At 49.5% G+C, this 25,255-nt stretch carries 22 protein-coding genes and 1 pseudogene; 9 read left to right on the top strand and 14 right to left on the bottom strand.

The features are described from left to right. Positions 1-446: 446 nt before the first annotated feature. The 4 genes and pseudogenes from MO867_RS23900 to MO867_RS01045 all read left to right on the top strand — a co-directional run bounded on the left by MO867_RS23900 (position 447) and on the right by MO867_RS01045 (position 5,955). Positions 447-929, top strand: a complete 483-nt coding sequence (locus MO867_RS23900; RefSeq protein WP_373565853.1) for a transposase — start codon at positions 447-449, stop codon at positions 927-929. Between the two features lie 8 nt (positions 930-937). Further along, the gene (locus MO867_RS01060; RefSeq protein ID WP_309143293.1) at positions 938-1,396 is read left to right on the top strand and encodes a helix-turn-helix domain-containing protein; all 459 of its coding nucleotides are present in this window, start codon (positions 938-940) and stop codon (positions 1,394-1,396) included. A 129-nt stretch (positions 1,397-1,525) separates the two neighbouring features. Continuing rightward, a pseudogene (locus MO867_RS23895) lies at positions 1,526-2,550 on the top strand (IS630 family transposase). 495 nt (positions 2,551-3,045) lie between these two features. Then, entirely contained in the window at positions 3,046-5,955 is a 2,910-nt protein-coding gene (locus MO867_RS01045; protein ID WP_252464078.1) for a TonB-dependent receptor plug domain-containing protein, read from the top strand. A 75-nt stretch (positions 5,956-6,030) separates the two neighbouring features. Here MO867_RS01045 and metF read toward each other — a convergent pair whose 3' ends face one another. The 4 genes from metF to MO867_RS01025 form a co-directional block, all read right to left on the bottom strand. Then, complete coding sequence (gene metF / locus MO867_RS01040; protein ID WP_252464077.1) at positions 6,031-6,864, bottom strand: methylenetetrahydrofolate reductase [NAD(P)H]; 834 nt, start codon at positions 6,862-6,864, stop codon at positions 6,031-6,033. A gap of 64 nt (positions 6,865-6,928) precedes the next feature. Then, on the bottom strand, positions 6,929-8,314 hold the full coding sequence (gene ahcY / locus MO867_RS01035) for an adenosylhomocysteinase (protein WP_252464076.1): 1,386 nt from the start codon (positions 8,312-8,314) through the stop codon (positions 6,929-6,931). Between the two features lie 98 nt (positions 8,315-8,412). Next, on the bottom strand, positions 8,413-9,633 hold the full coding sequence (gene metK / locus MO867_RS01030; RefSeq protein WP_252464075.1) for a methionine adenosyltransferase: 1,221 nt from the start codon (positions 9,631-9,633) through the stop codon (positions 8,413-8,415). A 71-nt stretch (positions 9,634-9,704) separates the two neighbouring features. Continuing rightward, positions 9,705-10,661, bottom strand: a complete 957-nt coding sequence (locus tag MO867_RS01025) for a metalloregulator ArsR/SmtB family transcription factor (RefSeq protein ID WP_252464074.1) — start codon at positions 10,659-10,661, stop codon at positions 9,705-9,707. Between the two features lie 259 nt (positions 10,662-10,920). On the opposite strand from MO867_RS01025, the gene tkt reads away from it, so the two are divergent. Together tkt and gap are read left to right on the top strand one after the other, a co-directional pair. Further along, positions 10,921-12,921 carry a transketolase gene (tkt, locus tag MO867_RS01020; protein ID WP_252464073.1) on the top strand — a complete coding sequence of 667 codons (2,001 nt, stop codon included), beginning with the start codon at positions 10,921-10,923 and terminating at the stop codon, positions 12,919-12,921. A gap of 96 nt (positions 12,922-13,017) precedes the next feature. Continuing rightward, entirely contained in the window at positions 13,018-14,025 is a 1,008-nt protein-coding gene (gap, locus tag MO867_RS01015; RefSeq protein ID WP_252464072.1) for a type I glyceraldehyde-3-phosphate dehydrogenase, read from the top strand. Between the two features lie 494 nt (positions 14,026-14,519). Here the strand turns inward: gap and MO867_RS01010 are convergent, their stop codons facing one another. Continuing rightward, a complete protein-coding gene (locus tag MO867_RS01010) occupies positions 14,520-15,665 on the bottom strand; it encodes an aminopeptidase (protein ID WP_252464071.1) in 1,146 nt (381 codons plus the stop codon). Positions 15,666-15,736: 71 nt separating this feature from the next. Here MO867_RS01010 and MO867_RS01005 point away from each other — a divergent pair, with 71 nt between their 5' ends. After that, positions 15,737-15,970: a hypothetical protein gene (locus MO867_RS01005; protein ID WP_252464070.1), complete on the top strand. Its 234-nt coding sequence runs from the start codon at positions 15,737-15,739 to the stop codon at positions 15,968-15,970. Between the two features lie 146 nt (positions 15,971-16,116). After that, a complete protein-coding gene (locus MO867_RS01000; protein WP_252464069.1) occupies positions 16,117-16,293 on the top strand; it encodes a DUF3149 domain-containing protein in 177 nt (58 codons plus the stop codon). Positions 16,294-17,065: 772 nt separating this feature from the next. On the opposite strand, the gene tatC is transcribed toward MO867_RS01000, so the two are convergent. The 8 genes from tatC to ubiE form a co-directional block, all read right to left on the bottom strand. Then, positions 17,066-17,815: a twin-arginine translocase subunit TatC gene (tatC, locus tag MO867_RS00995; RefSeq protein ID WP_252464068.1), complete on the bottom strand. Its 750-nt coding sequence runs from the start codon at positions 17,813-17,815 to the stop codon at positions 17,066-17,068. Then, positions 17,812-18,417, bottom strand: coding sequence for a Sec-independent protein translocase protein TatB (gene tatB / locus MO867_RS00990; protein WP_252464067.1), 606 nt, complete (start codon positions 18,415-18,417; stop codon positions 17,812-17,814). The genes tatC and tatB overlap by 4 nt, the downstream gene beginning before the upstream one ends. Positions 18,418-18,446: 29 nt before the next feature. Continuing rightward, positions 18,447-18,713: a twin-arginine translocase TatA/TatE family subunit gene (tatA, locus tag MO867_RS00985; protein WP_373565852.1), complete on the bottom strand. Its 267-nt coding sequence runs from the start codon at positions 18,711-18,713 to the stop codon at positions 18,447-18,449. A 128-nt stretch (positions 18,714-18,841) separates the two neighbouring features. Beyond that, positions 18,842-19,174 (bottom strand): phosphoribosyl-ATP diphosphatase, encoded by a 333-nt coding sequence (locus MO867_RS00980; RefSeq protein WP_252464066.1) that lies wholly within the window; start codon positions 19,172-19,174, stop codon positions 18,842-18,844. A gap of 7 nt (positions 19,175-19,181) precedes the next feature. Next, positions 19,182-19,583, bottom strand: coding sequence for a phosphoribosyl-AMP cyclohydrolase (gene hisI, locus MO867_RS00975; protein ID WP_252464065.1), 402 nt, complete (start codon positions 19,581-19,583; stop codon positions 19,182-19,184). A 56-nt stretch (positions 19,584-19,639) separates the two neighbouring features. Then, positions 19,640-21,250, bottom strand: coding sequence for a ubiquinone biosynthesis regulatory protein kinase UbiB (ubiB, locus tag MO867_RS00970; protein WP_252464064.1), 1,611 nt, complete (start codon positions 21,248-21,250; stop codon positions 19,640-19,642). A gap of 2 nt (positions 21,251-21,252) precedes the next feature. After that, positions 21,253-21,882 carry a ubiquinone biosynthesis accessory factor UbiJ gene (locus MO867_RS00965; RefSeq protein WP_252464063.1) on the bottom strand — a complete coding sequence of 210 codons (630 nt, stop codon included), beginning with the start codon at positions 21,880-21,882 and terminating at the stop codon, positions 21,253-21,255. Positions 21,883-21,941: 59 nt separating this feature from the next. Next, positions 21,942-22,691, bottom strand: coding sequence for a bifunctional demethylmenaquinone methyltransferase/2-methoxy-6-polyprenyl-1,4-benzoquinol methylase UbiE (gene ubiE / locus MO867_RS00960; protein WP_252464062.1), 750 nt, complete (start codon positions 22,689-22,691; stop codon positions 21,942-21,944). 123 nt (positions 22,692-22,814) lie between these two features. Here ubiE and MO867_RS00955 point away from each other — a divergent pair, with 123 nt between their 5' ends. Then, positions 22,815-23,627, top strand: coding sequence for a CHAD domain-containing protein (locus tag MO867_RS00955; protein WP_252464061.1), 813 nt, complete (start codon positions 22,815-22,817; stop codon positions 23,625-23,627). A gap of 60 nt (positions 23,628-23,687) precedes the next feature. Here MO867_RS00955 and MO867_RS00950 read toward each other — a convergent pair whose 3' ends face one another. Next, positions 23,688-25,253 (bottom strand): alkaline phosphatase, encoded by a 1,566-nt coding sequence (locus MO867_RS00950; protein WP_252464060.1) that lies wholly within the window; start codon positions 25,251-25,253, stop codon positions 23,688-23,690. Positions 25,254-25,255 lie beyond the last annotated feature (2 nt).

The raw sequence follows: 25,255 nt of genomic DNA, 5'->3' as shown, positions 1-25,255 counted from the left end.
GAGAATCACAACGTGGTCTCGAAATTTCCATGATCAGTATCACTGATCTAAAATCAAGTACTGCCTTGGACGCCAAACAGACAATAGTCGAAAAAGATCGATTACGAATTTAGCTATATGCCGATCATGCCGTCAAAGTTGCGACAGTAATTCATGCGTTTGGAAATAAATACCTTGCTGCAGATACCTATTATAGCAACGTGATATTTGTTTCAGCCATCATTCCAACGGGGTTGCACAATATTGGAAAATTGCGAATAGATGCAAACTTACAGTGGTTATATGAAGGAACATACAAATGTATGGGTCGTCCCAGAAAATATGATGGCAAGGTGATTTTGATACAGATATGTATCTTTTTGACTACGTTGGTTTTCTGAATGAAAAAACAGAAGTGTCTACGAAAATTGTTCATACCAGGTATTTAAAACGAACTATTCGCATTATTGTATTCGACAGACACAAAGCTGGATGCAATGACACTGGTCGCGTATTACAAATCTAGATTCCAAATAGAATTTCTATTCAGAGACGCAAAACAGCACGTAGGCCTGACTCATTGTCAGTCGACTCGAAAAGAAGCGATCAACCTGCATGTCAATGCATCAATGACGGCTCTGAATCTGCTAAAAATCGAAGATAGAAATGCGAAACAAACGGATGAGGCTACAGTCATTTCAATTGCTAGCTGGAAACGTCGAAAGTTCAATCAGCACCTTATGGATAGACTTTTTGACGAGTTAGATCTTGACCTGAGTTGCGGAAAAGTTGCCCGTATTTACGAGCGGTACAGGGACTATGGCTACATGAAACTGTCCGAAGTGTTGATCACACATAAAGATTTCATATTTGAAAAAATAAGGTTAGGAAGCACCAGTAAACGACCAAGGAAAACTTATCAACCAACTAGTGATCCATGCGGAAAGTAATGTAACGAATGGCGGACCGTCCGTATAATGTATCCATTATGCGTACACCTAAACCTTTTCAAGTTTCCGATAGTGAAGCGTCCATTCTGAACGAGTTGTGCCGATCAACAACCCTTCCACATGGGCAAGTTATGCGAGCGAAGATTATTCTCCAGCTCAACGAAGGTATGACTCCTACAGATGTAACTACCGCACAGCGAACATCACCGAAGACTGTTCATCGGTGGCGAAGCCGTTTCGTACAGGAAGGTATTGAAGGACTGCGTGAGCGTGCTCGTAGTGGTCGGCCAACTGTTATCGAAAAGGACGTTGTTGATCGAGTATTGTTTTTAACAACAAAGCGTATACCCGAAGAAGCGTCACACTGGAGTGTTGAGTTAATGGCTAAATACGCAGAAGTGACTCCATGGCAGGTTCGGCAAATATGGAAAGCAGTTGACTTAAGACCCCATCGTCTAAAAACATGAGGGTGTAAATAATTCTGTGTAACCGCTCTTGCTAGTGGATTATTGGTAGTCGGCAAGTCGCTCGCCAAATTCGATCATAAATCGGTTTAATGCCGGCTTCCAGTTCCGGAAAAGCAGTTAGAAAAGAATATAAAAAGTCGAAAAACATCGGTGAGATTGGCTGAGCGGTCAAAGATTATTTTGCTTGCTGTCGAGGAGGTGCCCAACCACCAAATTGCGGAAAAGTTAAGCATTGATGTCAATACGGTGGGCCGATGACGCAACCGTTTTGCAGAAAAGCGTCTGGCAGGGATAGAGAAGGATTTTCCCAGGGGGCTAATCATGGTGGTAAGAATTCAGAAGAGCAGGCAAAGCTCCGCTCGAAAATTATCAAGATGACGACAAAAAGCAAGCCAAAGGATGGGACACACTGGACAACGCGCGGCATGGCGAAAGCCTTAGGAGTTAACCACTCTTTTGTCAGCAGCGCATGGCAGGAAGTGGGCCTTAAGCCTCATCTAACCACACAGCTCAAGGTGAGCAACGACCCTGATTTTGAAGAAAAGTTACGCGATATTATTGGCCACCGCCAGAAAATACTGTTGTCTTTTGTGTGGATGAAAAAATCTCGATTCAGGCGCTAGATCGGACACGGCCTGGACTGCCATTGAAATCGGGGGGGGGGGGGTGGCACCATGACCCATGACTATAAACGTCACGGCACAAGCACTCTTTTTGCCGCCCTTAATACGCTGACTGGTGAGGTCATAGGTGAGTGCTGGAATCGGCATCAGGAGTTCTTACGCTTTTTAAAGACCGTAGAAAAGCAAACACCCAAAGAAAAAGATCTTCATCTTATCGTCGATAATTACGCGACTCACAAGCATAAAAAAGTTAAGCGCTGGCTCAAGAGAAACAAACGAGTTTATCTTCATTTTATTCCGACCAGTTCATCCTGGCTGAATCTGGTGGAAAGATTTTTTGGATTACTTACAGAGAAGCAGTTGCGCCGATGGGTATTCACCTCAGTCAAGGAACTGGAAGCGGCTATCGTGCAATTTATTGAAAAACATAATGAAGCCAAGAAACCTTTCGTGTGAACGAAATCTGCCGAAGAAATTTTAGTGAAAGTGGAGCGTGCACGCCAAGCACCCTCAAATCAGCATTCTATTTAATACAGCACACTAGAAAGCTAAATCTTCCTTTCATTTTAAAAACAACAAACTTGACACCTAAAGATAAACCACTTGGCTAGAAAAAAGATGGGAAATTTCGACCTTTTTCCTTATTGGCACAATTGGGCCAACTTCCCAACGCCAGCCTTGTCCTTCTAGTAAATAATACAAACAGCTTGAAATACCACCTTGTCACAATTGGCATGATATAAAATCTCAATAAACCTTGATTATCACTAACGAAATATTCACATCATCCTAACCCAACCCCAATATAGTTATAAATAGACCAAATTAACATCCCAAAAAGAGATAAAACATAATGAAAGCATGGAAATTTAGGACGACAATTCTATTTTTTCGTCCTGACGCGTTAATACTCGATTGATATTTTAGATATCCGTATTATTCAATCTTACGTTAAAGTCACGCGTAAAAGTGATACGACGGCGAGAATTTAAAAATCAAAAAATCAAAAATGCCTTGGAGGGTTAGATGAAAAAAAAATTTAGCAAGAATTTCTTGAGTGCTGCAATCTTACTTGCGACAACAGGAAGCTCAACTGTATTTGCACAAGAGAATGAGAGTAGTATTGAAATTGCTGATGCTCTTGAAGAAGTGGTTGTTACTGGATCTCGCATTAGCCGCCCAAATCTTACACAGCCAACGCCAGTCACAGGCCTTTCTGCTGAAGATATTCTCAATACCGGGAGTATGGATCTTGGCTCTATTCTATCCGAGCTACCCGCTGTAGGTGCGACAGATACCTTACAAGGAAATGCCGATCGAAATGCCGATGCGGGCCTTAGTACTGCAGATTTGCGGAGGCTCGGTTCAAATCGTACATTGACTCTAGTAGATAGTCGACGCCACGTTGGCTCCAGTAATGGGTCCGTAGCAGTTGACCTTGGCACTATACCCGTCGGCTTAATTGAAAAAGTTGAAGTTGTTACCGGCGGAGCCTCTGCAGTATACGGATCAGATGCGGTATCCGGTGTTGTAAATATCATCACCAAAAAGAACTATGAAGGTATAGAAATTAACTTTACAGGTGACCAATCCACCGAGGGCGTTGGAAGCGGGAATCGAGGCGTCAATTTCCTGGCAGGCTTCAATACAGCTGATGGGAAAGGTAACTTTACTTTTTATGCAGCCCAAGAGCAGATTGATGAAGTAATGGTTGATGATCTGCGTCACTCCGATGATTATGGCACAGTAGTTAATCCTGATAATACCGGTGAAGAGGATGGTATTTCAGATCGAATAATGGTTCCTCGAGTTTATTCTGAGTGGATCGATGAAAACGCTGTTATTTGGACACCACTTGGAGACTTTGTTTTTGATAATCAAGGTAACCCACTGCCACAACAGCAGCGTCAATATACCAATAGCGGCGCATTTGGTAATTTCCCAGATGGTTGCGACTACTGCTTCGAATTAAATGATTACGAAAATGTTTTTCCCAGTATAAAAAAAGACGTATTCAACACAACTTTTTCTTATGAACTGACTGATACAATAAACTTCTTTTCAGAAGTTAAATATATTTCAAGCAGTATCGAGCAGACTTATCAGCCTGATTTTACCTTTGGCGGACATTCAATAAATGTAGCGGATAACCCCTATCTTGATCAGGATCTCCGTGAACAGCTTTTAGCCGAAGATATTACTAGTGTATCACTTGCCAAATTCATGGCAGATGTCCCAAGAAATGCAGATAATGAACGTGAACTGTTCCGATATGTTACCGGATTTAACGGTGAATTTGAGCTCAGTGAAACACCAATCAACTATGAGCTATCTTATAATTACGGTCGAACCGTAAATACTCTACGCACAACCTCTGCTATTATTGAGGGCAACTTTACTGCGGCCCTGGACGCAGTAATCGATCCAGAAACTGGCGAAGCAGCGTGCCGCAACCAAGTAGCCAGTGCGCAAGGTGAAGATTATCAAGACTCCGCAACTACTAATAGCACCACTTGTGCACCATATAACCCATTTGGTAGCAATCAGGCCAGCCAAGAAAGCCTAGACTTTATATCTACACCTACTATTAATAAAACAACCATCAAACAAAAGGTTCTATCAGGGTTCGCTTCATTTGACTCAAGTGAATTTTTAACCCTTCCAGGTGGTCCTGTTGGCTTTGCTGCAGGGTTTGAATATCGCGAAGAATCTTCAGAACAAATTGTAGATTCACTTGCAAAACAAGGGCTTCTCAGTACAGCCGCCGTACCCGACTCGTTCGGTGAATTTGATGTTACTGAGGGATTCTTGGAAGTTAGCTTACCTATTTTGGCTGATCTCCCAGGGGTAGAAAGCCTAGTACTGGATGGTGCCGTACGTTATGCTGATTATTCTCATGCTGGATCCGCAAATGCATGGAAACTGGGCTTAATGTACAGTCCTATCGAAAGCGTAACATTCCGTGCCACTCAATCAATGGCAATTCGTGCACCTAATATTGCAGAAGCCTATAGCCCGCAACAACCTGGTTTCACTCAAATAAACGATCCCTGTGATACCGACCAAATCGGCGATGATGCAGACCGCGCTGCTAATTGTGCAGCCTTGGGGATTCCCTCTGGGTTCGAGGCTAGCGATAACGTTTCTATTGAGATTATTTCTGGCGGAAACCCTGACCTATTTGCTGAAGAATCTGAGTCTTACACCGCAGGTGTAATCTGGCAGCCATCCTTCGTTGAAGGTTTATCTCTCACTGTAGATTATTACAATATTGAGATTACTGATGCTATTACTGAAGTAACTGCTCAGACAATATTGGATAATTGTGTTGATGCATCTGGAGGACCTGACAGTGGTTTCTGCTCTCAAGTAGACCGGGGAACAGATAACAATGTTGTATTAGTTCGCTCTGGTTACATTAATGCTTCTGCGTTAGAAACTAGTGGATTCGATATTAGTGCATCATATGAGAGGCCTCTTTCGATCGCAGGCCTCGACGGTTTCCTCAAGACCTCAGTAACAGCCAACATACTAGAAAAATTGCACGAATTTGAATTTCAGAATCGCCCAGATGAAGTTAACTATGAAGATGGCGAGGTTGGTGACCCCTCCTGGCAGTTCCGTTGGACCACAAATTACATCTATGATGATACTAGTCTAGGGTGGACCGTTCGAGCTTTTGATGAGCAAGCAAGATTCGATGTATCACCAAATGGTGAATCTACTGAAGATACAAGCCCTGCTTACATAGATACTACCTTTTACCATGACTTTAATTTCTCTCATAAGCTAACTGAAAAGCTTGCTGTTAATGGCGGGATTAGAAACGTTTTTGATGAAGAGGCTCCTAGTTACATAACCGGAACCGGTGACGACGAATCCATGTTTGATGTGATTGGGCGTCGGGTCTTCTTAGGCGTTAACATGAAGATTTAATAATCAAATATCTATATAGAGGCGCCCTATTGGGCGCCTCTATATAGACGATACCAATTTTCAATTGCGCTAGTATCAAAAATTAAGTGTACTCTTCAATATAAGAGCTATCGGATCAACCTGATTCATCGTATAAAAATGCAAACCTGGAGCTCCACCTTCCAGCAAGGTTTCACATAAATCTGTCACCACTTCTAACCCCAGCTTACGAACATCTTCAGGATTGCGATAACTTTCCATACGCTTTATTAACCATCGCGGAATTTCAGCACCGCAATTACGAGAAAAGCGCACAAGGTTGGAAAAATTCACTATCGGCATAATGCCCGGATAAATGGGTGCATCAATACCTGCTTTTTCACACTGATCAATAAAGTAAAAATAAGAATCTGGATTGTAGAAATATTGGGTAAGAGCACTATTCGCACCAGCTTCAAACTTACCCTTCAAATAACGTATATCATCATCATAGCTATTTGATTCTGGATGTATTTCCGGATATGCCGCAACTTCCAAATGGAATTGATCACCGGTGTGGCGGCGGATAAATGCTACCAACTCATTCGCATAAACCAGTTGTGCCACCGCTCCCATACCCGAGGGCATATCACCCCTTAGTGCCACTATTCTGTTTACCCCTGCTTCTTTATACTGGTTGAGAAGTCCAAGAATAATTTCTTCATTATCACCGCCAAAAGATAAATGCGGAGCAATAGAAATGCCATCGCGTCTCATATTGGTCACAATATTTGACGTAGTCTCCCGAGTAGTACCGCCGGCACCATAGGTAACCGAAAAAAACTCAGGATTAAACTTCTGCAATGCCTCACGGGTTGTATATAGCTTTGCTCGGCCTTCAGGTGTTTTGGGAGGGAAGAATTCGAAACTGATGCGAATGGAGTCTTTCATTATATTTCTCCAACCCCGCACATTTTGGGTGCCGGTAATACCGGCACCCTTTAGTTAGGGGCTATTAGTACTTATAACTTTCAGGTTTGAATGGGCCTTCCACTGAGACGCCAATATATTTGGCTTGTTGCTCAGTCATACGAGTAATAACGCCACTGAAACCTTCAACCATATAGCGGGCAACTTCTTCATCCAGGTGCTTTGGCAGTACTTTTACATACAACGCAGAGACTTTTTGGTCCGCGGGTAGCTCTGCAAATTTCTCTTTAAACAAATGGATCTGTGCGAGAACCTGGTTAGCAAATGAGCCATCCATAATACGGCTCGGATGACCGGTAGCATTACCAAGATTTACCAGACGCCCCTCAGATAAAAGCAGGAGGTGGTCATTAGTCTCGCTGTTGCGTACTATTTTATGCACCTGTGGCTTTACTTCTTGCCACTCCCAGTTTTTACGCATAAAGGCTGTATCAATTTCATTATCGAAGTGGCCAATATTGCACACTACCGCACCGCTCTTCAGGGCTGAAAGCATATGTGCATCGCAGACGTTTACGTTACCCGTGGTGGTAACAATCAAATCAATATTAGCCAGTAATGCTTTATTGATGCCCTCCGTAGTACCGGTATTGATACCATCTATATAAGGAGAAACCAGCTCAAAGCCGTCCATGCAGGCTTGCATCGCACAAATCGGATCTACTTCAGAAACCCTGACAATCATACCTTCTTGGCGCAGTGATGCGGCGGACCCCTTACCCACATCGCCGTAACCAATTACCAATGCCCGCTTGCCGGCCAGCAGATGATCCGTAGCGCGCTTGATGGCGTCGTTAAGGCTGTGACGACAACCATATTTGTTGTCGTTCTTACTCTTGGTAACAGCATCATTCACATTGATCGCGGGGATTTTCAAAGTGCCCTCACGCAACATATCCTGCAAACGGTGTACTCCGGTGGTGGTTTCCTCACTGACACCGTGACAATTGTCGAGAAGTTCAGGGTACTCGCGATGTAATAATTCTGTGAGATCACCGCCGTCATCCAGAATAATATTCGGCTGCCAGCCGGCTACATCGGCACCGATGGTACGCTGCAAGCACCATTCATATTCCTCATCGGTTTCGCCTTTCCAGGCAAAAACCGGTATTCCCCGAGCGGCGATCGCGGCAGCCGCATGATCCTGAGTGGAAAAAATATTACAGGATGACCAGCGTACTTCTGCACCCAAAGCAACCAGGGTTTCTATCAGCACGGCCGTTTGGATCGTCATATGGATACAGCCCATAATACGGGCACCTGCCAGCGGGTGCTCTTCGCGGTATTTTTCGCGTAGAGTCATCAGTGCCGGCATCTCTCCTTCGGCAATTTCAATTTCACGGCGGCCCCAATCTGCCAGGGAAATATCCGCAATCTTAAAATCTTTAAATTCAGTGCTCATTTGATTCATCGTTATTGAGTCCAAAAATTATCTATTTGCCGGGTGGTACCCAACCTATTTTGTGTGCCTGTGCTTTTGGCCCAGGCATGAATAATTATCTCTGAGACTTAGAGGCCGGCCTGGGAGCGAAGCGAATCCGCTTTATCCGTTTTTTCCCATGGGAATGCAGTAAAACTCTCACTGCGCTCCTGACCATTGCTGTCGATCCAATTGTAAGTGTGAGTAAACGGATCACGGCCAAAGTGACCGTAAGCGGCAGTCAATTGATACATTGGATGCAACAAATCGAGGGATTTGGAGATAGCGTAGGGGCGCAGGTCAAAATTCTCACGCACCAGCTCTACCAGCTTTTCCTCTGGCACCAAGCCGGTACCAAAGGTATTAATCGCCACAGAAGTCGGCTCAGCTACCCCAATGGCATAGGAGACCTGGATTTCACAGCGTTTAGCGAGACCGGCCGCAACGATATTCTTGGCCACATAACGCCCCGCGTAAGCGGCAGAGCGGTCTACTTTGGAGGGGTCTTTACCTGAGAATGCACCGCCGCCATGACGTGCGGAACCGCCGTAAGTGTCGACGATAATCTTACGCCCGGTGAGGCCACAATCACCGACCGGCCCACCGATAACAAAGTTACCTGTTGGGTTGATATGGAACTGGGTATCTTTATGTAACCACTCTTGCGGCAGAGTATGATGCACGATCAGCTCCATCACCGCGTCGCGCAGATCTTGGTGGCTGACATCCGGGTTGTGCTGGGTGGAAAGAACCACGGCATCAATGGCACAGGGGCGACCCTGTTCATCATAGCGAAAGGTCAGCTGGCTTTTGGCATCGGGGCGCAACCATGGCAGCAGACCGGACTTACGCACTTCTGCCTGACGCTCCACTAAACGGTGGGCGTAATAGACAGGCGCAGGCATAAATGTCGGGGTTTCGTTGGTCGCGTAACCAAACATCAGCCCCTGATCCCCTGCGCCTTGATCTTCCGGCTTCACACGATCCACACCCTGTGCAATATCTACAGACTGCTTGCCAATAACATTGATTACACCGCAGGTCTCACCGTCGTAACCCACATCAGAGGAGGTGTAACCGATATCGGTAATTACCTTGCGCACTAACTCTTCCAGGTCGACCCAGGCCGAAGTGGAAATTTCACCGGCAATAACAGCGATACCAGTTTTCACCAGGGTTTCACAGGCAACGCGCGCCTGCTTATCACGGGCCAGTAGAGCATCCAGTACAGCATCGGAAATCTGGTCGGCAATTTTATCCGGGTGTCCCTCAGATACGGATTCTGAAGTAAACAGTCTGTATTCACTCATTGAGAGGTCTCCATTGTCCCGCTGTAGCGGTTGCATAAATTCTTGTTTCAGGCTTTGCCTGACGAACCCCGTCAGGGCTTGATAAATTCTCTTATCTGGATCTGAAAGCCATTGCGCAGGGCACTGTAAACACTGCGCCCATCCGTCAGGCCCGCACTTTCAGCCCAATTGCTTAACTGCTCGGGGGCAAAACCCAGCCATAAATCCCCACAAGCTTCTCTGGCCCAGTCCTGGCTGTGCTCTTGTAGTTCCGCCACCAACAGCTGGCCTCCACGTTTTAACGCATTGTGTAAATCGTGAAAGATTTGTGCCGGATCAGGGGTATGGTGCAACACCATATTCACCACAATCGTATCGGCGCTGGCCGGTCGCGCCGCAGCTGCACGGGTATCATTACAGACAAACTCGATATTATTAATGCCCTGTTCATCGGCAAAGGACTGGGCTCGTTCCAGCATTGCAGATGAGAGATCGAGTGCTGTAACCGTTGTAAAGCGTTGGGCCAACTCCTGCAAAAATTCACCTTCACCGGGCCCCACTTCCAGTGCTTGGCGGCCAGGTTTGAGCAACTGCGCCACTTGCGGACCATAAACGCTGTAGCTGGCAATCAGCTCCTGCTGTTCGCGAAAGCAATTTCCATAATCGGCAAAAAAGCGCCGTGAAGCCTCAGCCCGCTCCTCAGAGATACGGGCTACCGCCTGCACTCTTGTTTCGGCCAGAGGTAGCTGGTCCAGATTAGTAATGAGCTGTGCCAACAGGGGGCTACTCGCTGTCCGCCGATAGAAGAGGTTGTTGCCTTCCCGGTGCTTGTTAACCAAGCCTGCCTGAGAGAGCACTTTCAGGTGGTGACTCAGCGCCGGCTGACGCAAATCAAAGATACGGCACAATTCAAATACGCTATATGAATCCTGGCTGAGCAGGCGCAGTATCTCTAACCGCAGCGGATCCCCGGCGGCCTTCAAGGTAAGAGCCAGCTGAGGAATTTCCTGACCGGGGCTCAATTGAGAAGTGGACTCATATTCAGACATGAGCTGGAGTCTAGCAGGCGCCTCATGCTATATCAAAAATTTTTGATATAGCTTTATAAGTTTTTTTTGATATAGCGACTAAAGACGCGCCCTGAAGCATAGGAATAGCAGATTGTTGCTGCACTCAGTAACAATTCCCCCAGCAAAGCTTTGCGCAAGGCGGGCCTTTACGGGAAAATACGCCACCATTTTCATTGTTGCGGGAATCTGCCGGCAGAGCAGCGCCGCACTCTATCTGAGAAACCAGAGAGCTCTTCTTATGTCTTCTACTCCCTCTCGCACTGAAAAGGCTAACGCCATTCGCGCCCTATCCATGGACGCTGTCCAGAAAGCCAAAAGCGGCCACCCCGGTGCGCCCATGGGTATGGCGGATATCGCCGAGGTGCTGTGGAATGACTACTTAAAGCACAATCCCGCAAATCCAAACTGGGCTGACCGCGACCGCTTTGTACTGTCCAACGGCCACGGCTCCATGCTGCTTTATTCGCTGCTGCACCTCTCCGGCTATGATCTGCCGATTGAAGAGCTACAAAACTTCCGCCAGCTGCATTCGAAAACCCCCGGCCACCCAGAATACGGGTATGCACCGGGCGTCGAAACCACCACAGGTCCGCTGGGACAGGGCATCACCAATGCCGTCGGCATGGCAATGGCGGAGAAAGTATTGGGCGCTCAATTCAACCGTCCAGGTTATGAGCTGGTCGATCACCACACTTACGCTTTCCTCGGCGATGGTTGCTTGATGGAAGGCGTCTCCCACGAAGCGTGCTCCCTGGCCGGCACCCTGGGTCTGGGCAAACTGATCGCCTTTTATGATGACAACGGCATCTCCATCGATGGTGAAGTCGAGGGCTGGTTTACTGATGACACGCCCAAGCGCTTTGAATCCTACGGCTGGCATGTTATTTCCAATGTTGACGGCCACGACTCGGCAGCGATCAAAACGGCTATCGAAGAAGCGCGCGATGTCAGCGATAAGCCCACTATTATCTGCTGCAAGACCGTGATTGGCTTCGGCTCCCCCAACAAGCAGGGCCGTGAGGAGTGCCACGGTGCACCGCTAGGGGATGAAGAAATTGCCCTGGTACGCGAAACGCTGGGCTGGGTACACGCCCCCTTCGAGATTCCCGAAGATATTTACGCCGGCTGGAATGGAAAGGCTAAAGGCGAGGCCCAGGAAGACGAATGGAAAGATATCCTGGCTGACTACCGCGAGGAATTCCCGGAATTGGCCGCCGACTTCGAACGCCGTATGAGTGGTGAACTGCCCGCAGACTTCCTCGTTAAAGCGGATGAATACATCAAGCAGTGCCAGGACGACGCACAGAAGATTGCCTCGCGCAAGGCGAGCCAAAACGCTCTGAACGCCTACGGTCCCCTGCTGCCCGAATTTCTTGGTGGCTCTGCCGACCTCGCAGGCTCCAACCTCACCATTTGGTCCGGCTCAAAAGGCATCAGCGCTAAGGATGCCTCCGGCAACTACGTCTACTACGGTGTGCGTGAGTTCGGCATGAGTGCCATGATGAATGGCGTCGCCCTGCACGGTGGCTTCGTACCTTACGGCGCTACTTTCCTGATGTTTATGGAGTATGCGCGCAACGCGGTGCGCATGGCCGCACTGATGAAGCAGCGTGTAATCTTCGTCTATACCCACGACTCCATAGGCTTGGGAGAAGATGGCCCCACCCACCAACCCGTGGAACAACTGAGCGCCCTGCGTGCCACACCGAACCTGCACACTTGGCGTCCCTGTGATGCGACCGAATCCGCCGTGAGCTGGAAGATGGCCATTGCCCGCAAGGATGGACCCAGCACCTTGGTATTCAGCCGTCAGGGGCTGGCTCCTCAAGACCGTAATAGTGTACAGCTGGCGCAGATCGAAAAAGGAGGTTACATCCTCTCCGACTGCGAGGGCACACCAGAAGCCATCATTATTGCCACTGGTTCCGAAATAGAACTGGCTATGGCGGCTCAGGAACAACTGGTGGGCACAAAGGTACGCGTTGTTTCCATGCCCTGCGCTGAGCTGTTTATGGAGCAAGAGGACGCTTATCGCGAGTCTGTACTGCCATCTTCAGTACGCGCTCGAGTCGCAGTAGAAGCAAGTCACAAAGACTATTGGTATAAGTTCGTCGGTTTCGATGGCGCCATCATTGGTATGAGCACCTTTGGCGAGTCTGCGCCGGCCGGCGACCTGATGCCTTACTTCGGCTTTACCGTCGACAAGATCGCCGAGGCCGTGGAAAAAGTATTGAAATAGAACCGTAAACTATGCGTTATCAATCCGATGTGGTAGCAGTCGCTGCCACATCGGAGCCCCTCAGTTGACACTCTTTTCCAGCCCGGCAGTGGTGCTATGACCTTTAGACTTGCTATCAATGGCTACGGCCGTATCGGTCGTTCCGTATTACGCGCACTTTATGAATCCGGCGCCCGTGACAATTTACAAATTGTCGCCATCAATGAATTGGCCGACTGTGACACCATCGCACATCTGACTAAATACGATTCTGTCCACGGCCGCTTCTCTGGTGATGTATCTGTGCGCGATGATGTGCTTGTCGTCAATGGCGACCCAATTTCCGTCACCCACTTTAAGAGACTGGAGGACTTGGATTGGCGTCGAGAACAGGTAGATATTGTGTTGGAGTGCACCGGTAGTTTTAAAGAGCGCAGCCGTGCAGAACTACACTTGGCCACAGGGGCCAAAAAAGTGCTTTTTTCCCAACCCGCAAGCCGGGATGTCGATGCCACTATCGTATACGGGGTGAACGACAATATTTTAACTGGCAAGGAGAGCATTATTTCTGCAGCCTCCTGCACCACTAATTGCAGTGTGCCGGTTATCGCTGCCTTGGATAAAGCTTTCGGTATTGAAGCCGGAGTCATCACCACAATACATTCTGCAATGAACGACCAGCCGGTAAGTGATGCCTACCATCACACCGACCTGCGAAAAACCCGCTCTGCCGTAACCTCAATTATCCCTGTCGACACCGCCCTAGCACGCGGTATAGAACGCATCTTGCCTCACTTGGCCGGAAAATTTGAGGCGCAGGCCATGCGTGTACCAACGGTAAACGTCTCAGCCATTGATTTATCAGTTTCCCTACAAAAAGAAACCGATCAAAAGGAAATTAATGCCGTATTAAAATTAGCCTCTGAAACAGAATTCAACGGCGTGCTCGGCTTTACCCGGGAACCCCTGGCCTCCTGCGACTTTAATCACGATCCACGCTCCGGCGTCATTGACGCCAGCCAAACCCGAGTAGCCAGCAATAAACTGGCCAAGGTTTTAATCTGGTTTGATAATGAGTGGGGTTTTGCGAACCGGATGTTGGATGTGGCAAAAAAAATTATTTAGCTGCAGCTTTATCCACTCTGCTCACTTGGACTTCATCCAGGAACACTTGAGCAAATCTATAGCGATCCTTGGAGCCACCAGATACTGCTCCTGCTCACATTTAGCGGGGTTAACCTTCAGTAGAGCAGCGCTTACAAGCAATCTCCGCTTTTGCAAAAACCGATCCCCAGATTGAGATTAATGCAGATATCTACGACCTCCTGGCTGAAATTTATGGCTTTGCCGATGCTGGCAGAAAGTTTCCAAGTATTAGAATAAAAAAATATAATTAGTGCCTGATTGGGATAGCGTCTCTAAGAATCTATCTTTATTCTGGCGATGTATTATGGAAAAAACACAACTAGAAATCCTGATGAAATTGTACGATCAGCCATAATCAACCTCTGAGCATGCAAAAATATTTAATCTTGGTAATTAAAGTGGCTCACAGAGAATAACCTTATTGGCTGTAGCTGAATTCCTACGAGAAAGCTCTCAACAACGACTCATCAAGGTTACAAATTTTCCTGTCCATTGTGCATACAAGCCTGTGTATCAAAATCATTCCTCCTGCCCGTATCAACATGCGTCTGCCGGTATTCAACAGACAACTCTAGCAATCTCGGTTCTCGCTCACTCTTTTCCAGGGCTCCCAATCTCTCAGTAGCATTATAAAAATCTTCCCAACCATCACTATTTAAATAGAGCTGTTGAAAAGCCGGTACCAGGGATTCGTACTCAGCCGCCAGAGCCAGCGTGGCGTTGTTGGTTTTCTCGATATAAACCTGATAGCGGGCCGGGTAGGTCCAGTCTGCAGCCATACGCCAATAGCAGCGCCTCAAGCGACTCAGGATCTTTTCTTTCTCCTCGCGCTTTTCCTCATCGGGTAAACTGGATTGGTAAATGGGTTGCAGCTCTTTACGTGCAGCATTCATTAAATGCCGAACTGCCAGGGCTTGCCCCTGGGTTTCCTCGGCGGAACTGGATAGGCCCTGGCTACGCAACCAATCCGGTAAGGCAATTTCGGATACTGCGGTTGCAAAGCTCTCATTAAAGCGGGTGTCACCTGCGACATAGACCCTTCGATGGGCCAACTCGTGAAACAGAAGTCCAGCCAGTCTTTCCGGTGGCCAATTTACAAAACTGGAGAGTACCGGATCATTAAACCAGCCCAAGGTGCTGTAGGCAGGAACAGCACCGAGATAAACATCATAACCTTGGTGACGCAGGCTACTTGCTTTGGCGCTGGCTGCAGATTTGCGGAAGTACCCTCGGTAACTGGCACAACCCGCCACCGGATAACACCAGCGCTTTGGCGTCAGGGAAAACTCTGGTGCCGCCAATACATTCCATACCGGATATTCGTCCTCAAGTTGAACATAAGCGCTGTAAGCCTGCCCCACCGGCAGTCGCAATTCCTGGGCTGCATAGGCGCGAATTTCCTGCACCAGCTGTAACTGCCGCTGCAGTTTTTCACTGGTATTAGCATCCTGTACCACCTCATCAATAGGCTGTCGAGCGGATAATATACGCCACTGCCCAGTAGCCGCCTGAAAGTAATATCCCGCCGTTTCACAACCATAAAGTAACGTCACTATCAGCGCGACTAACCAGACACGGGGGCGCACCGAAAATCGTAGATCGTAAATGCTGATATACACTCTTTTTCCTATTAGTATTTTTCTTAGAAAAACTCAGCAATCGAATTACTGAATGCCCAAAGGGTTATCGCATGGCACCTGTCGCGGCGGTTCTGACAGTCTTCGCACTGATCCTGGGTGCTATTGCCTGGTTGCGGTTGCTACTGGTCGGCTTTGCGCGCGATCCCTTATCGGGGCTTATCGCGTTATTTTTACCTCCCCTGGCGTTGCTACTTCTTATACCCCAACGCCATGAGGAGGGTGAAATATTTATATTGGCGGGGGCAGCTTGCTTTTGCCTGGTGACCGCTTGCACTCTCCGATGACCTGGCACCCCCCCACTCTCCAGCCGGCCGTTAAAGCACCCATTCAATGACCGACCAAAATCCTATTAGCTTGATTTAGGTCAAGAGTATTCCATTAGGTCTCCATAGACTGCACAGGTGAAGCATTGGCCTACTGGAGAGAGAAAATGGATGCTTTGATTGACCTGTTTACCAGCTTTTCTGGCCTTCTTAGCTTGGCCGTTATCGTCTTTATATTTTTGATGGCCGCTTTCTTTGTTCGCCTGATTCGCAACAATGTTGAGAAAGAAGTCGCAGAACAAGATCGAATCGCCGCGCACAGCACTACTAGTGTGAACAGGTAGTCGTACCCGTTTGCCCGCCCTGTAAGAAGCCAAACAAAAAAATAGTGTAGTATTTGAGCTATACCTTGTTGGTCATTGGCTATTTTCGCGCGGCCGGGATGCACCCACAAATTCCTGCAGCACCTTTACTCGAGCATATTCACTCGCAGTTTCCTGCGTCCTGTAGATGTTTTCGCTGGATATTGGGGAGATAGCTGCCAGCGTTGAACTCAATGGGCATCTCAGTCATTTTGGTTTCTCAAATCAGTGCCCTGCGAGTGCCCAAGCTACGACTATAGATTTCGTGGTGACGGTACTGCTGGGAATGGCAGCTATGCCACGGTCCTGATGCAACCGAGCAAGTATCACCACTCACTCAACTACTCGGCCTGAGCAATAACAGTCCCTGTGAATAAGCAATATGCTGCACCGGCTTTGTATCCCGGCAGAGTACCTGCGGATGCGCGCCTATCGTTGGCGGGGCGATCTCCCCCACCACTACAGGACCGTAGACTGAACTTTTAGCAGCCGGTTAATCCAGCTACCCCTGTTGGAGTCGCGGGATAAGCAAATAAGGCCCTTTGCAAAAACACCCTGAATATGCTGTCGATATCAAGCATATAGGCATTGACACCGACAAACTGTAGCTTGTGAATTGCGCACAGGGCATAGATGCGCCACCCTCCCGTGCCGCAAAATGCCACACTGAATTGGCCCCAGTGCTCATAAAGGAGAAAGGGAAAGACAGGAACAATCATCGCTATAAAAGACAGCGGCGATTGATTTTTTTCATCTACTGGGTGGCCTCATTCTTGGGTGAGGATTTTATCCATCGCCCAAAAATAATCCCAATTTCAAATAGTAGCCACATCGGTAGGGCCAATAACGACTGGGAAATAACATCCGGTGGAGTCAATAGCATCCCAATTAAAAAGCAGCCGACGATCACGTAGGCACGCTTGCTCGCCAGGGTTTTGGCATCGACCGCCCCACTCCAAATCAGCAACACTGTCGCAATGGGAATCTCAAAAGCAAAACCAAATGCAAAAAACAGTTTCAACACCAAATCCAGATAACTGCGCATATCCGGCATAACTTTGATATCGGCATGAGCCGAGCCCACAAAGAAATCAAACAGGATAGGAAATACAACATAGTACGCAAAGGCGATGCCGACATAGAACAATGCAACACTAGTAGCCAGTATCGGGACCGCTATACGCTTTTCATTTTTATACAATCCGGGAGCGATAAACGCCCAAGCCTGATAAAGCACAAAAGGAATTGCAATAAAGAAAGAGACTATAAAAGTGGTTTTAAACGGTGTCAGGAATGTTGATGTCACCTCTGTTGCAATCATTCCGGCCCCGCCCACCAAACGTTCCTGAAGAGGATTGGCAATGAAGTTATATATTTCAGAGGCAAACGGCATCAGACAAACAAATATAACTACGACGACCAAAAGAGTCCGTAACAGGCGATTACGCAGCTCGATCAGATGGTCGATAAAAGGTTGATGTTTATCTTGGGACTGATCGCTCATGGCTGGCTATCTTTTTCCTGTTGCGATTCTTTTTTTTCGATTTCGTTTTTATCTTCGTCTGCTTCTATATTTTCCGGATGATCCGAGTTTAGTTCGGGATCGCCGAAATCATGCCAATGCTCCGGATACTCAGGATCTTGTAACTCCTCCACCGTTTCATCCTGCTCAGGCAAATAATCCTCTTGCTCTGCGCGAGGATGAAGAGGTTCTTCAAGCGTCTTTTCTGGCTCTTTTGTTTCCGTTGAAACCGCCGGGGCCGCCTCCTTTGGTAATGTATCAGCGGGCGAGGTTACCTCGGCCTGTGATTTGGCCGGTTGCTGCAGAGACTCGGCCACTTCCTTGTTCGCCTCATTGAAGGTTTTCTCCATTTCCCGGCGACTTTCCTCGATCTCTTGCAAAATACGCTCATTGTGAAGCTCGCGCCGTATGTCATCGGCGCCGACCTCTCGCTCCAATTCCTCTCGCGCATTGTGCAGGGTGCGCTTAAGGCCAGACCACCAACGTGTTGTTGTCCGCACAGCATCGGGTAGACGCTCGGGACCCACAACCAGCAGGGCCACCACTGCCACCACCAATAATTCCAAAAAGCCGATATCAAACACAGAGTGACACTCGCAATGACTGTTGCCGATTACTTATCCTGAGACTGCTTGACTTTGTCTTTGTCTTTGACAGTGCTGTCTTGCCCGGGCTTCTCTTCCTCGTCGTGCTTAAGGCGCTCGGGGTCCTTTTCTTCGTCGGTATCTTTGGATTTGTCTTCATCCTTGATCGCTTTGCGAAAACCTTTGATCGCCCCACCCAGGTCTCCACCGAGGTTTTTCAAACGCTTGGTTCCAAATAACAGCAGGATAATGACCAAAACAATCAACAACTGCCAAATGCCAATTCCACCCAACATCTTGTATCTCCATTTTATCGAGTATGACGGCCAACTTCCGAAGGAGCCTTGACCGCTAGAATAATATTTTAAACTTTTGGGAAGCTTAACCTCATCTACCAGAACACAAGCCGGGTAAATGTCCCCACTTATTTTGAGCGCGCTGCTTTTTCCTCCAGTCCGGAAAGGCCAAAGCGACGCCCCAGCTCACGGACAACATCTTGCGAGTCAGCCCCCAAGTGCGAAAGCATCACCAGTGAGTGAAACCACAGGTCCGCTGTTTCGCCAATCAAATCTCCATTTTCACCACTGCTCTGTGCATCCTTCGCCGCGAGAATGGTTTCCGTGGCCTCTTCGCCTACCTTTTCCAGAATCTTATTCAGGCCTTTACTATGCAGGCTAGCGACATAAGACTGGGTGGCATCACTACTATTTTTACGACTTTCCAGAACCGCATCGAGCTGTTGCAGCACGTCACTCATAACTCACTCACTTATAGATCGCCTTGGGGTCCTGAATTACCGGCTGGCTCACTTGCCACTGATCCTCCTGAAGGAGGTGATAAAAGCAACTGCTGCGCCCGGTATGGCAAGCAATCCCACCTTCCTGCTCGATCAGTAGCAGTACCGTGTCACCATCGCAGTCGAGACGCAACTCGCGAACCTTCTGCATAAAACCCGAGGTCTCGCCTTTGCGCCAAAGGCTTTTACGCGAGCGAGACCAATAGACTGCGTATCCCTCACTGGCAGTGAGCGCCAGTGATTCTCGGTTCATCCAGGCCATCATCAACACGCGCCCGCTTTTAAAGTCCTGTGCAATCGCGGGCACCAGACTATCGCTGTTCCAGCTGACTTTATCGAGGAAGCCGGCCTTTGCTTGATCTTGTGTCAATGTCTAACTTTCCTTAGAAATTCCAGTGTAGGTCGAGCGGACAATGCTGAAGCGGCCTAGGGCCACAGTAGCAGTACCAGTGCGGCAATTCCCAAAACCCAGCCCGTCCGCGGCAGCTGCTCCAACCACTGTGGTTGGGTGACAGCAATGGCGCCCAACCCCAGCAAAACCCCGCCGACTCGCCGGACATATTGGTGCAACCCACGGCGCTGAGAACCCGCCAGCTGTTCGCCGATCGTCTCCAGCTGCGGGGCTAACTTCCGCGACTGCTCCAGGGCTGAATACACCAGTTGCGGCATCTGCGGAAATTTTTCCAACCACTCCGGACCGTAGCGTTTTATTTCACCCCAAATGGTTTTGGGGTGAATCCGGTCGCGCATCCAGCGCTCCAGAAATGGATGAGCAGTTTTCCACAAATCCAACTGTGGATAAAGCTGCCGACCAAGTCCTTCGATATTCAATAGGGTCTTTTGTAACAATACCAACTGCGGCTGCACCGCCATATCGAATCGGCGCGCGGTCTGGAACAGGCTGATCAGCACCCGTGCAAAGGAAATCTCGCCCAGGGGTTTCTCGAAAATCGGCTCACACACAGCACGAATAGCCGATTCAAACGCGTTAATAGGCGTATCAGCCCTGACCCAGCCACTCTGTACATGGAGTTCCGCCACCATGCGATAGTCGCGACGGAACATAGCCAGGAGATTGCGCGCCAGGTAGTACTGGTCTTCCCGTGTCAAGCTGCCAACGATGGCGGTATCGATGGCAATATACTGCGGCCTCTGCGGGTGCGCCCTGGAGACAAAAATATTGCCCGGGTGCATATCCGCGTGGAAGAAGTTGTACTCGAAAACCTGCTTGAAGAAAATTTCCACGCCGCGCTCGGCGAGCAACTGCATATTCGTGTCCTGAGCCCGCAGCTGTGCCAAATCAGTGACCGGGATACCCTCTATGCGCTCCAGCACCAGAACATTTTCACGCGTGTAGTCCCAGTATACTTCGGGGATATACAACAGCGGAGAGTTGGTAAAGTTGCGCCGCAATTGAGTTCCGTTGGCCGCCTCGCGGGTTAAGTCCAACTCACCCTCAATAGTATGCCGGTAGTCCTCGACCACCTCTGCCGGGCGCATTCGGCGCCCCTCTGGCACAAAGCGCTCGATACCGCGGGCGATTACACCAAGCAGGCTCAAGTCTTTCTGGATAATCTCATTAATACCCGGACGCAGTACTTTGACCACCACTGATTCACCGGTTTTTAGCTCCGCAGCATGTACCTGTGCAACCGATGCTGCCGCCAGTGGCTGTTGGTCAAATTTTGCGAATACCTCACTGACTTTTGCGCCCAGCGCCTCTTCAATCAGTGCCGTGCATTGGTCACTGGGGAAAGGCGGTACCTTGTCCTGTAAATAGTCCAGTTGTTCAACAATATCTGGGGGTAGCAAGTCGGGACGAGTGGAAAGAAGCTGACCAAACTTAACGAAAATAGGCCCCAGCTCTTCCAGGGCGCGGCGCAATCTCTCACCTCGTTGCATTTTTGGCTGCGGCAGCAGTCTTACCGGTAACAGCAGCCCCCGTAACCACAGGGGGCGTTGCTCAGAGGGTAACAACTGATCCAGGCGATAGCGCAGGAAGACCCGCGCGATGGTAAAGCTTCGACGAAGTGGCAAAACTACTCAGCCTCCCTGCGGGAAAACTGTTCTTGCAACAGGCGCACCCGAGCTTCAAGCCGCTCAGTGGCCAGGGAGACCTCAGCCAGGTCATCGACAAAAGCTTCGAACTGGGCCTGTGGCGGGGTCAGCTGCCACTCTTCACTAATGGCCTCAGCAGCCATTACAGGCGCACGGTTAAGATTGTCTCCCAACCAACGAGCGGCGTCGCGTAGAACACCGCCAATAGAGTGGGCGGGAATATCACCGATCACTTCAGCGAGCGGCGCCTCCCAGTCGATATCCAGACCACTTAAAATCCACTGCAGTTCCGCCAGCAATGCACTGGAACCGCTGACCGACACCCCCAGCCCCGCAGGTGTCGCATCCGGATCTTTGATCAAGCGTACAAACGCCAAAGCGGAACCGCCCAGGTGAGTGCTAACCTCGCCCTCCCACTGCTGGCGTACCCGCACCTGATCGCCTTCGATACAGAGACAGCACTGTAGCTTGGGGGCGGTCAAATCCAGCGCCATTGCTTTGCCATCCAGCGTAGAAAGGCGTTGTCGTGTCGCCGGATCGTACTGTAAAGCGGTATTAATTGTGGTTTCCAGCGCGGCATCGAAGCCTGCGCGAAAAGTTGGATCGCTCATGGCGGTTAATAGCCTCGTGCCTGCGCTCAGAGAAAAACACGGTTATCTGACAACGCAGCTTAGGGCTTAATGCCCCGGTGCAGCGCAACAATACCCCCCGTCATATTGTGGAATTCACAATCGACAAAGCCGGCGTCTGCCATCATCCCCTTGAGGGTTTCCTGATCCGGGTGCATACGGATACTCTCAGCCAGATAGCGATAGCTGTCCGCATCATTGGCGATCAACTTACCCATAAACGGCAGCAGGCGGAAAGAGTACTGATCGTAGACTTTTTCCAGCAGCTTCGACTGCGGCTTGGAAAATTCCAGGACCAGCAAGCGGCCGCCGGGCTTCAATACCCGCAACATAGAGCGCAGCGCCAGGTCTTTGTCGGTGACATTGCGTAAACCAAAGGCAATCGTGATGCAATCAAAAGTATTGTCAGGGAAGGGCAAGTACTGGGCATCGGCCTGAACCGGCACCACATTGCCGGCAATACCCCGGTCCAGCAGGCGATCGCGGCCCACTCGTAACATCGACTCGTTGATATCCGCTAACACCACCTGACCACTGGCACCCACGATACGGGAGAAGCGCGCAGTGAGATCACCAGTACCTCCAGCAATATCGAGAATAGTTTGGCCACGTCGGGCCCCGGACAATTCAATGGTGAACCGCTTCCAGAGACGGTGAACCCCTCCAGACATCAGGTCGTTCATTACATCGTAACGGGCTGCTACAGAGTGGAACACATCTGCCACACGACCGGCCTTTTCTTCCACCGGCACTTCCTGGTAGCCGAAGTGGGTGGTCTTGCGATCCTTCATGCTATGCCTGCTGAGCAAAAACTTTAATGGGCCATTGTACATTGCCGGGGCCCACGGGGCACCGCTTGAAATCAACCGGAGCAGAAGCCGCTAAAATTTAGTGAGAATAATGTGGGTATAGATATGAATTACCAGCTCAAGTGCGATTCCCCGTTGTCCGAGCAGATAAAAGGTATCGCTCAGGAGAAGGTATTGGCGGCTACCGAATATTTACGTCGCGACGGAAACGAAATCGCCGTTCACGGATTGCGCAAGCGTTGTAAAAAGGTTCGCGCTTTGCTGCGTTTGGTCGATACAGAGATGAGCGACGTCTTTCAATACGAAAATAGCCACTACCGCGCCCTGTCACAAACTTTGGCTCGCAGCCGCGATCTCACCGCCCTGCGTATTGCCCTACTGGATCTGGCCCCGCCACATTATTTTCATCGCTTGCACAATTTACTGAACGAATTGATCCAGGCAGAGCAGAACCACGCGGCTGTTACAGCGGCACTGAGACTCCTTGATGAGGGGCAGAAACGAATCCCGTCATGGCCACTGGATCACGTAAGCTGGAAAAATACAGAGGCCGGCTATCAGCGCGGCTATCAGAAAGCCGTGAATGCCTGGCGGAAGGTGCAAAAGCACAAAAATGCGAATCGCCTGCATTTGTTGCGCAAGCGGGCCAAGGATCACTGGTACCAGAGCCGCCTATTAAGAAAGCGCTACCCGATAACAATCGGCAGCCGATGCGAGTCGCTAAAGCAACTGGGGCAGGCATTGGGGGACTGGCGTGATCTCCATTTGCTCGCGCGGATGGTAGTGATTCAGCAAGATAGACTGCAGAGCGAGTTCTCTAGGGTGCTGGAAATTATCCGACACCGACAAGTATTACTCCTGAAAAAAATTGAAGAGTTCTGTAAAAAGCTTTTCTCCAGGCAGCACTTCAACTTTTGACCGAGAGGGAGATACGGTGTGGGTGGACGATGCCATCCACACCGGTTATCAGTGCAGCGATTACTGTTCCAGTAAGCCGCCGGCGCGAGCCATCACATGAAAGAGGAAATTCTGTTCGTTGGTGCCACTCACCAAATGCGCACCCGGTCCTCTCGCCCAAACACCCACATCTTCACCCGCGTGAGATTCACTGCTCATGGGAATCATAGCATCCTGCTGGTAGTCCAATGAGGCGGTGTCTATGCTGGTCAAGTCCAGACGCGCGCCACTATCCCCGGCACTGTAACCCGGTCCATTAGCGTAAGTCAGGGTGGTGTAGGGCAGGCCGTCTTCGGCAAGGGAGTGAGAAGTTTCCGCTTCACCGCTGCTGTCATTGCCAATCACTTTGCCAAGAATCGGATTACCGCGAGTGGGATAGCCGGCGATCGTCATCACATGGCTGTGATCTGCAGTGACAACAATCAAAGTATCTTCTGCGTTGGTGTTATCCATGGCGTATTGGATTGCTTCGGCAAACTCCACCGCATCGGTCAGGGCGCGGTGTGCATTGCCAGCGTGATGACCGTGGTCGATACGACCGGATTCCACCATCAAGAAGTATCCGTCATCATTTTTTTGCAATACTTCGAGACCTTTAGCGGTCATCTCAGTCAGGGAGGGTTCGCCAGCAGTATCGTCTTCCCGATCCGCTTCAAATTCCATATGAGAGGAATTAAACAGGCCAAATAACTTATCGGTTGCGGAGGCATCTACTGCCTCAAAGGCGATCGTTTCTTCAACATAAGCGATATTATTCACACCGTCGTTGTAACGGGTCTTCCATTCGTCAACCAAGTTGCGCCCATCTTCACGGCGCCCCTCTTTACCTTCAAGATCGGTCACGTCGCTGGGCAGGAAGTTGCGACGTCCACCGCCCATGACAACATCAATACCATCACCGGCTTCCAGCTCAATTAGCTGGACTGCGATATCGGTGCAACCATCCGGTGCTTCCTCTTCCCAACCGCGCTCAGGTACCTTGGCATAAGTGGCCGCCGGGGTGGCGTGGGTGATACGCGCGGTACTGATAATACCGGTACTCTTGCCTTGGTCTTCCGCCAGCTCAACGGCGGTTGTCAACGGGTAGTCCAGGCTGGCAGCACAGTCACCGCGCGCGACATTTTCCGCAACGCTCAACACGCCAGCTTTCGTTTTCACCCCAGTCATCAGCGCGGTCATCGTGCCGGCGGAATCCGGTGTCTGCTGGTTGGTGTTGTAGGTTTTCACCAGACCGGCAAACGGCATCGTTTCAAAGCTCAGCTGGTATTCCTCACCATCGAGTCCCTGCTGTTGGCCTGCGAGAATACGCGCGGCAGTTACCGTGGAGATACCCATACCGTCGCCAACAAACAGGATAATATTTTTGGCAGCACCGGGACTGTTGTTAATTTCCTCGGCGCTCGCCGCTTCGATAGCCTGCTGAGCTTCCTGGAACCAACTGCTGCTATTTTGCGCGGTGGAAACGCCAACATACTCTTCCTCTCCGGGTAATTCCACGACGTCGTCAGAGCCCGAGTTGTTGTCGCTACAAGCACTCGCCAGTAATGCTACAGAAAGTGCCAGCACAGTTTTTTTAAAATGTCTCATGG

This window comes from Microbulbifer okhotskensis (genome assembly GCF_023895975.1).
In the GTDB taxonomy this organism is placed as follows: domain Bacteria; phylum Pseudomonadota; class Gammaproteobacteria; order Pseudomonadales; family Cellvibrionaceae; genus Microbulbifer; species Microbulbifer okhotskensis.
The sequence above is the reverse complement of the archived record's forward strand: the minus strand, read 5'-3'. Positions and strand labels throughout refer to the sequence as shown.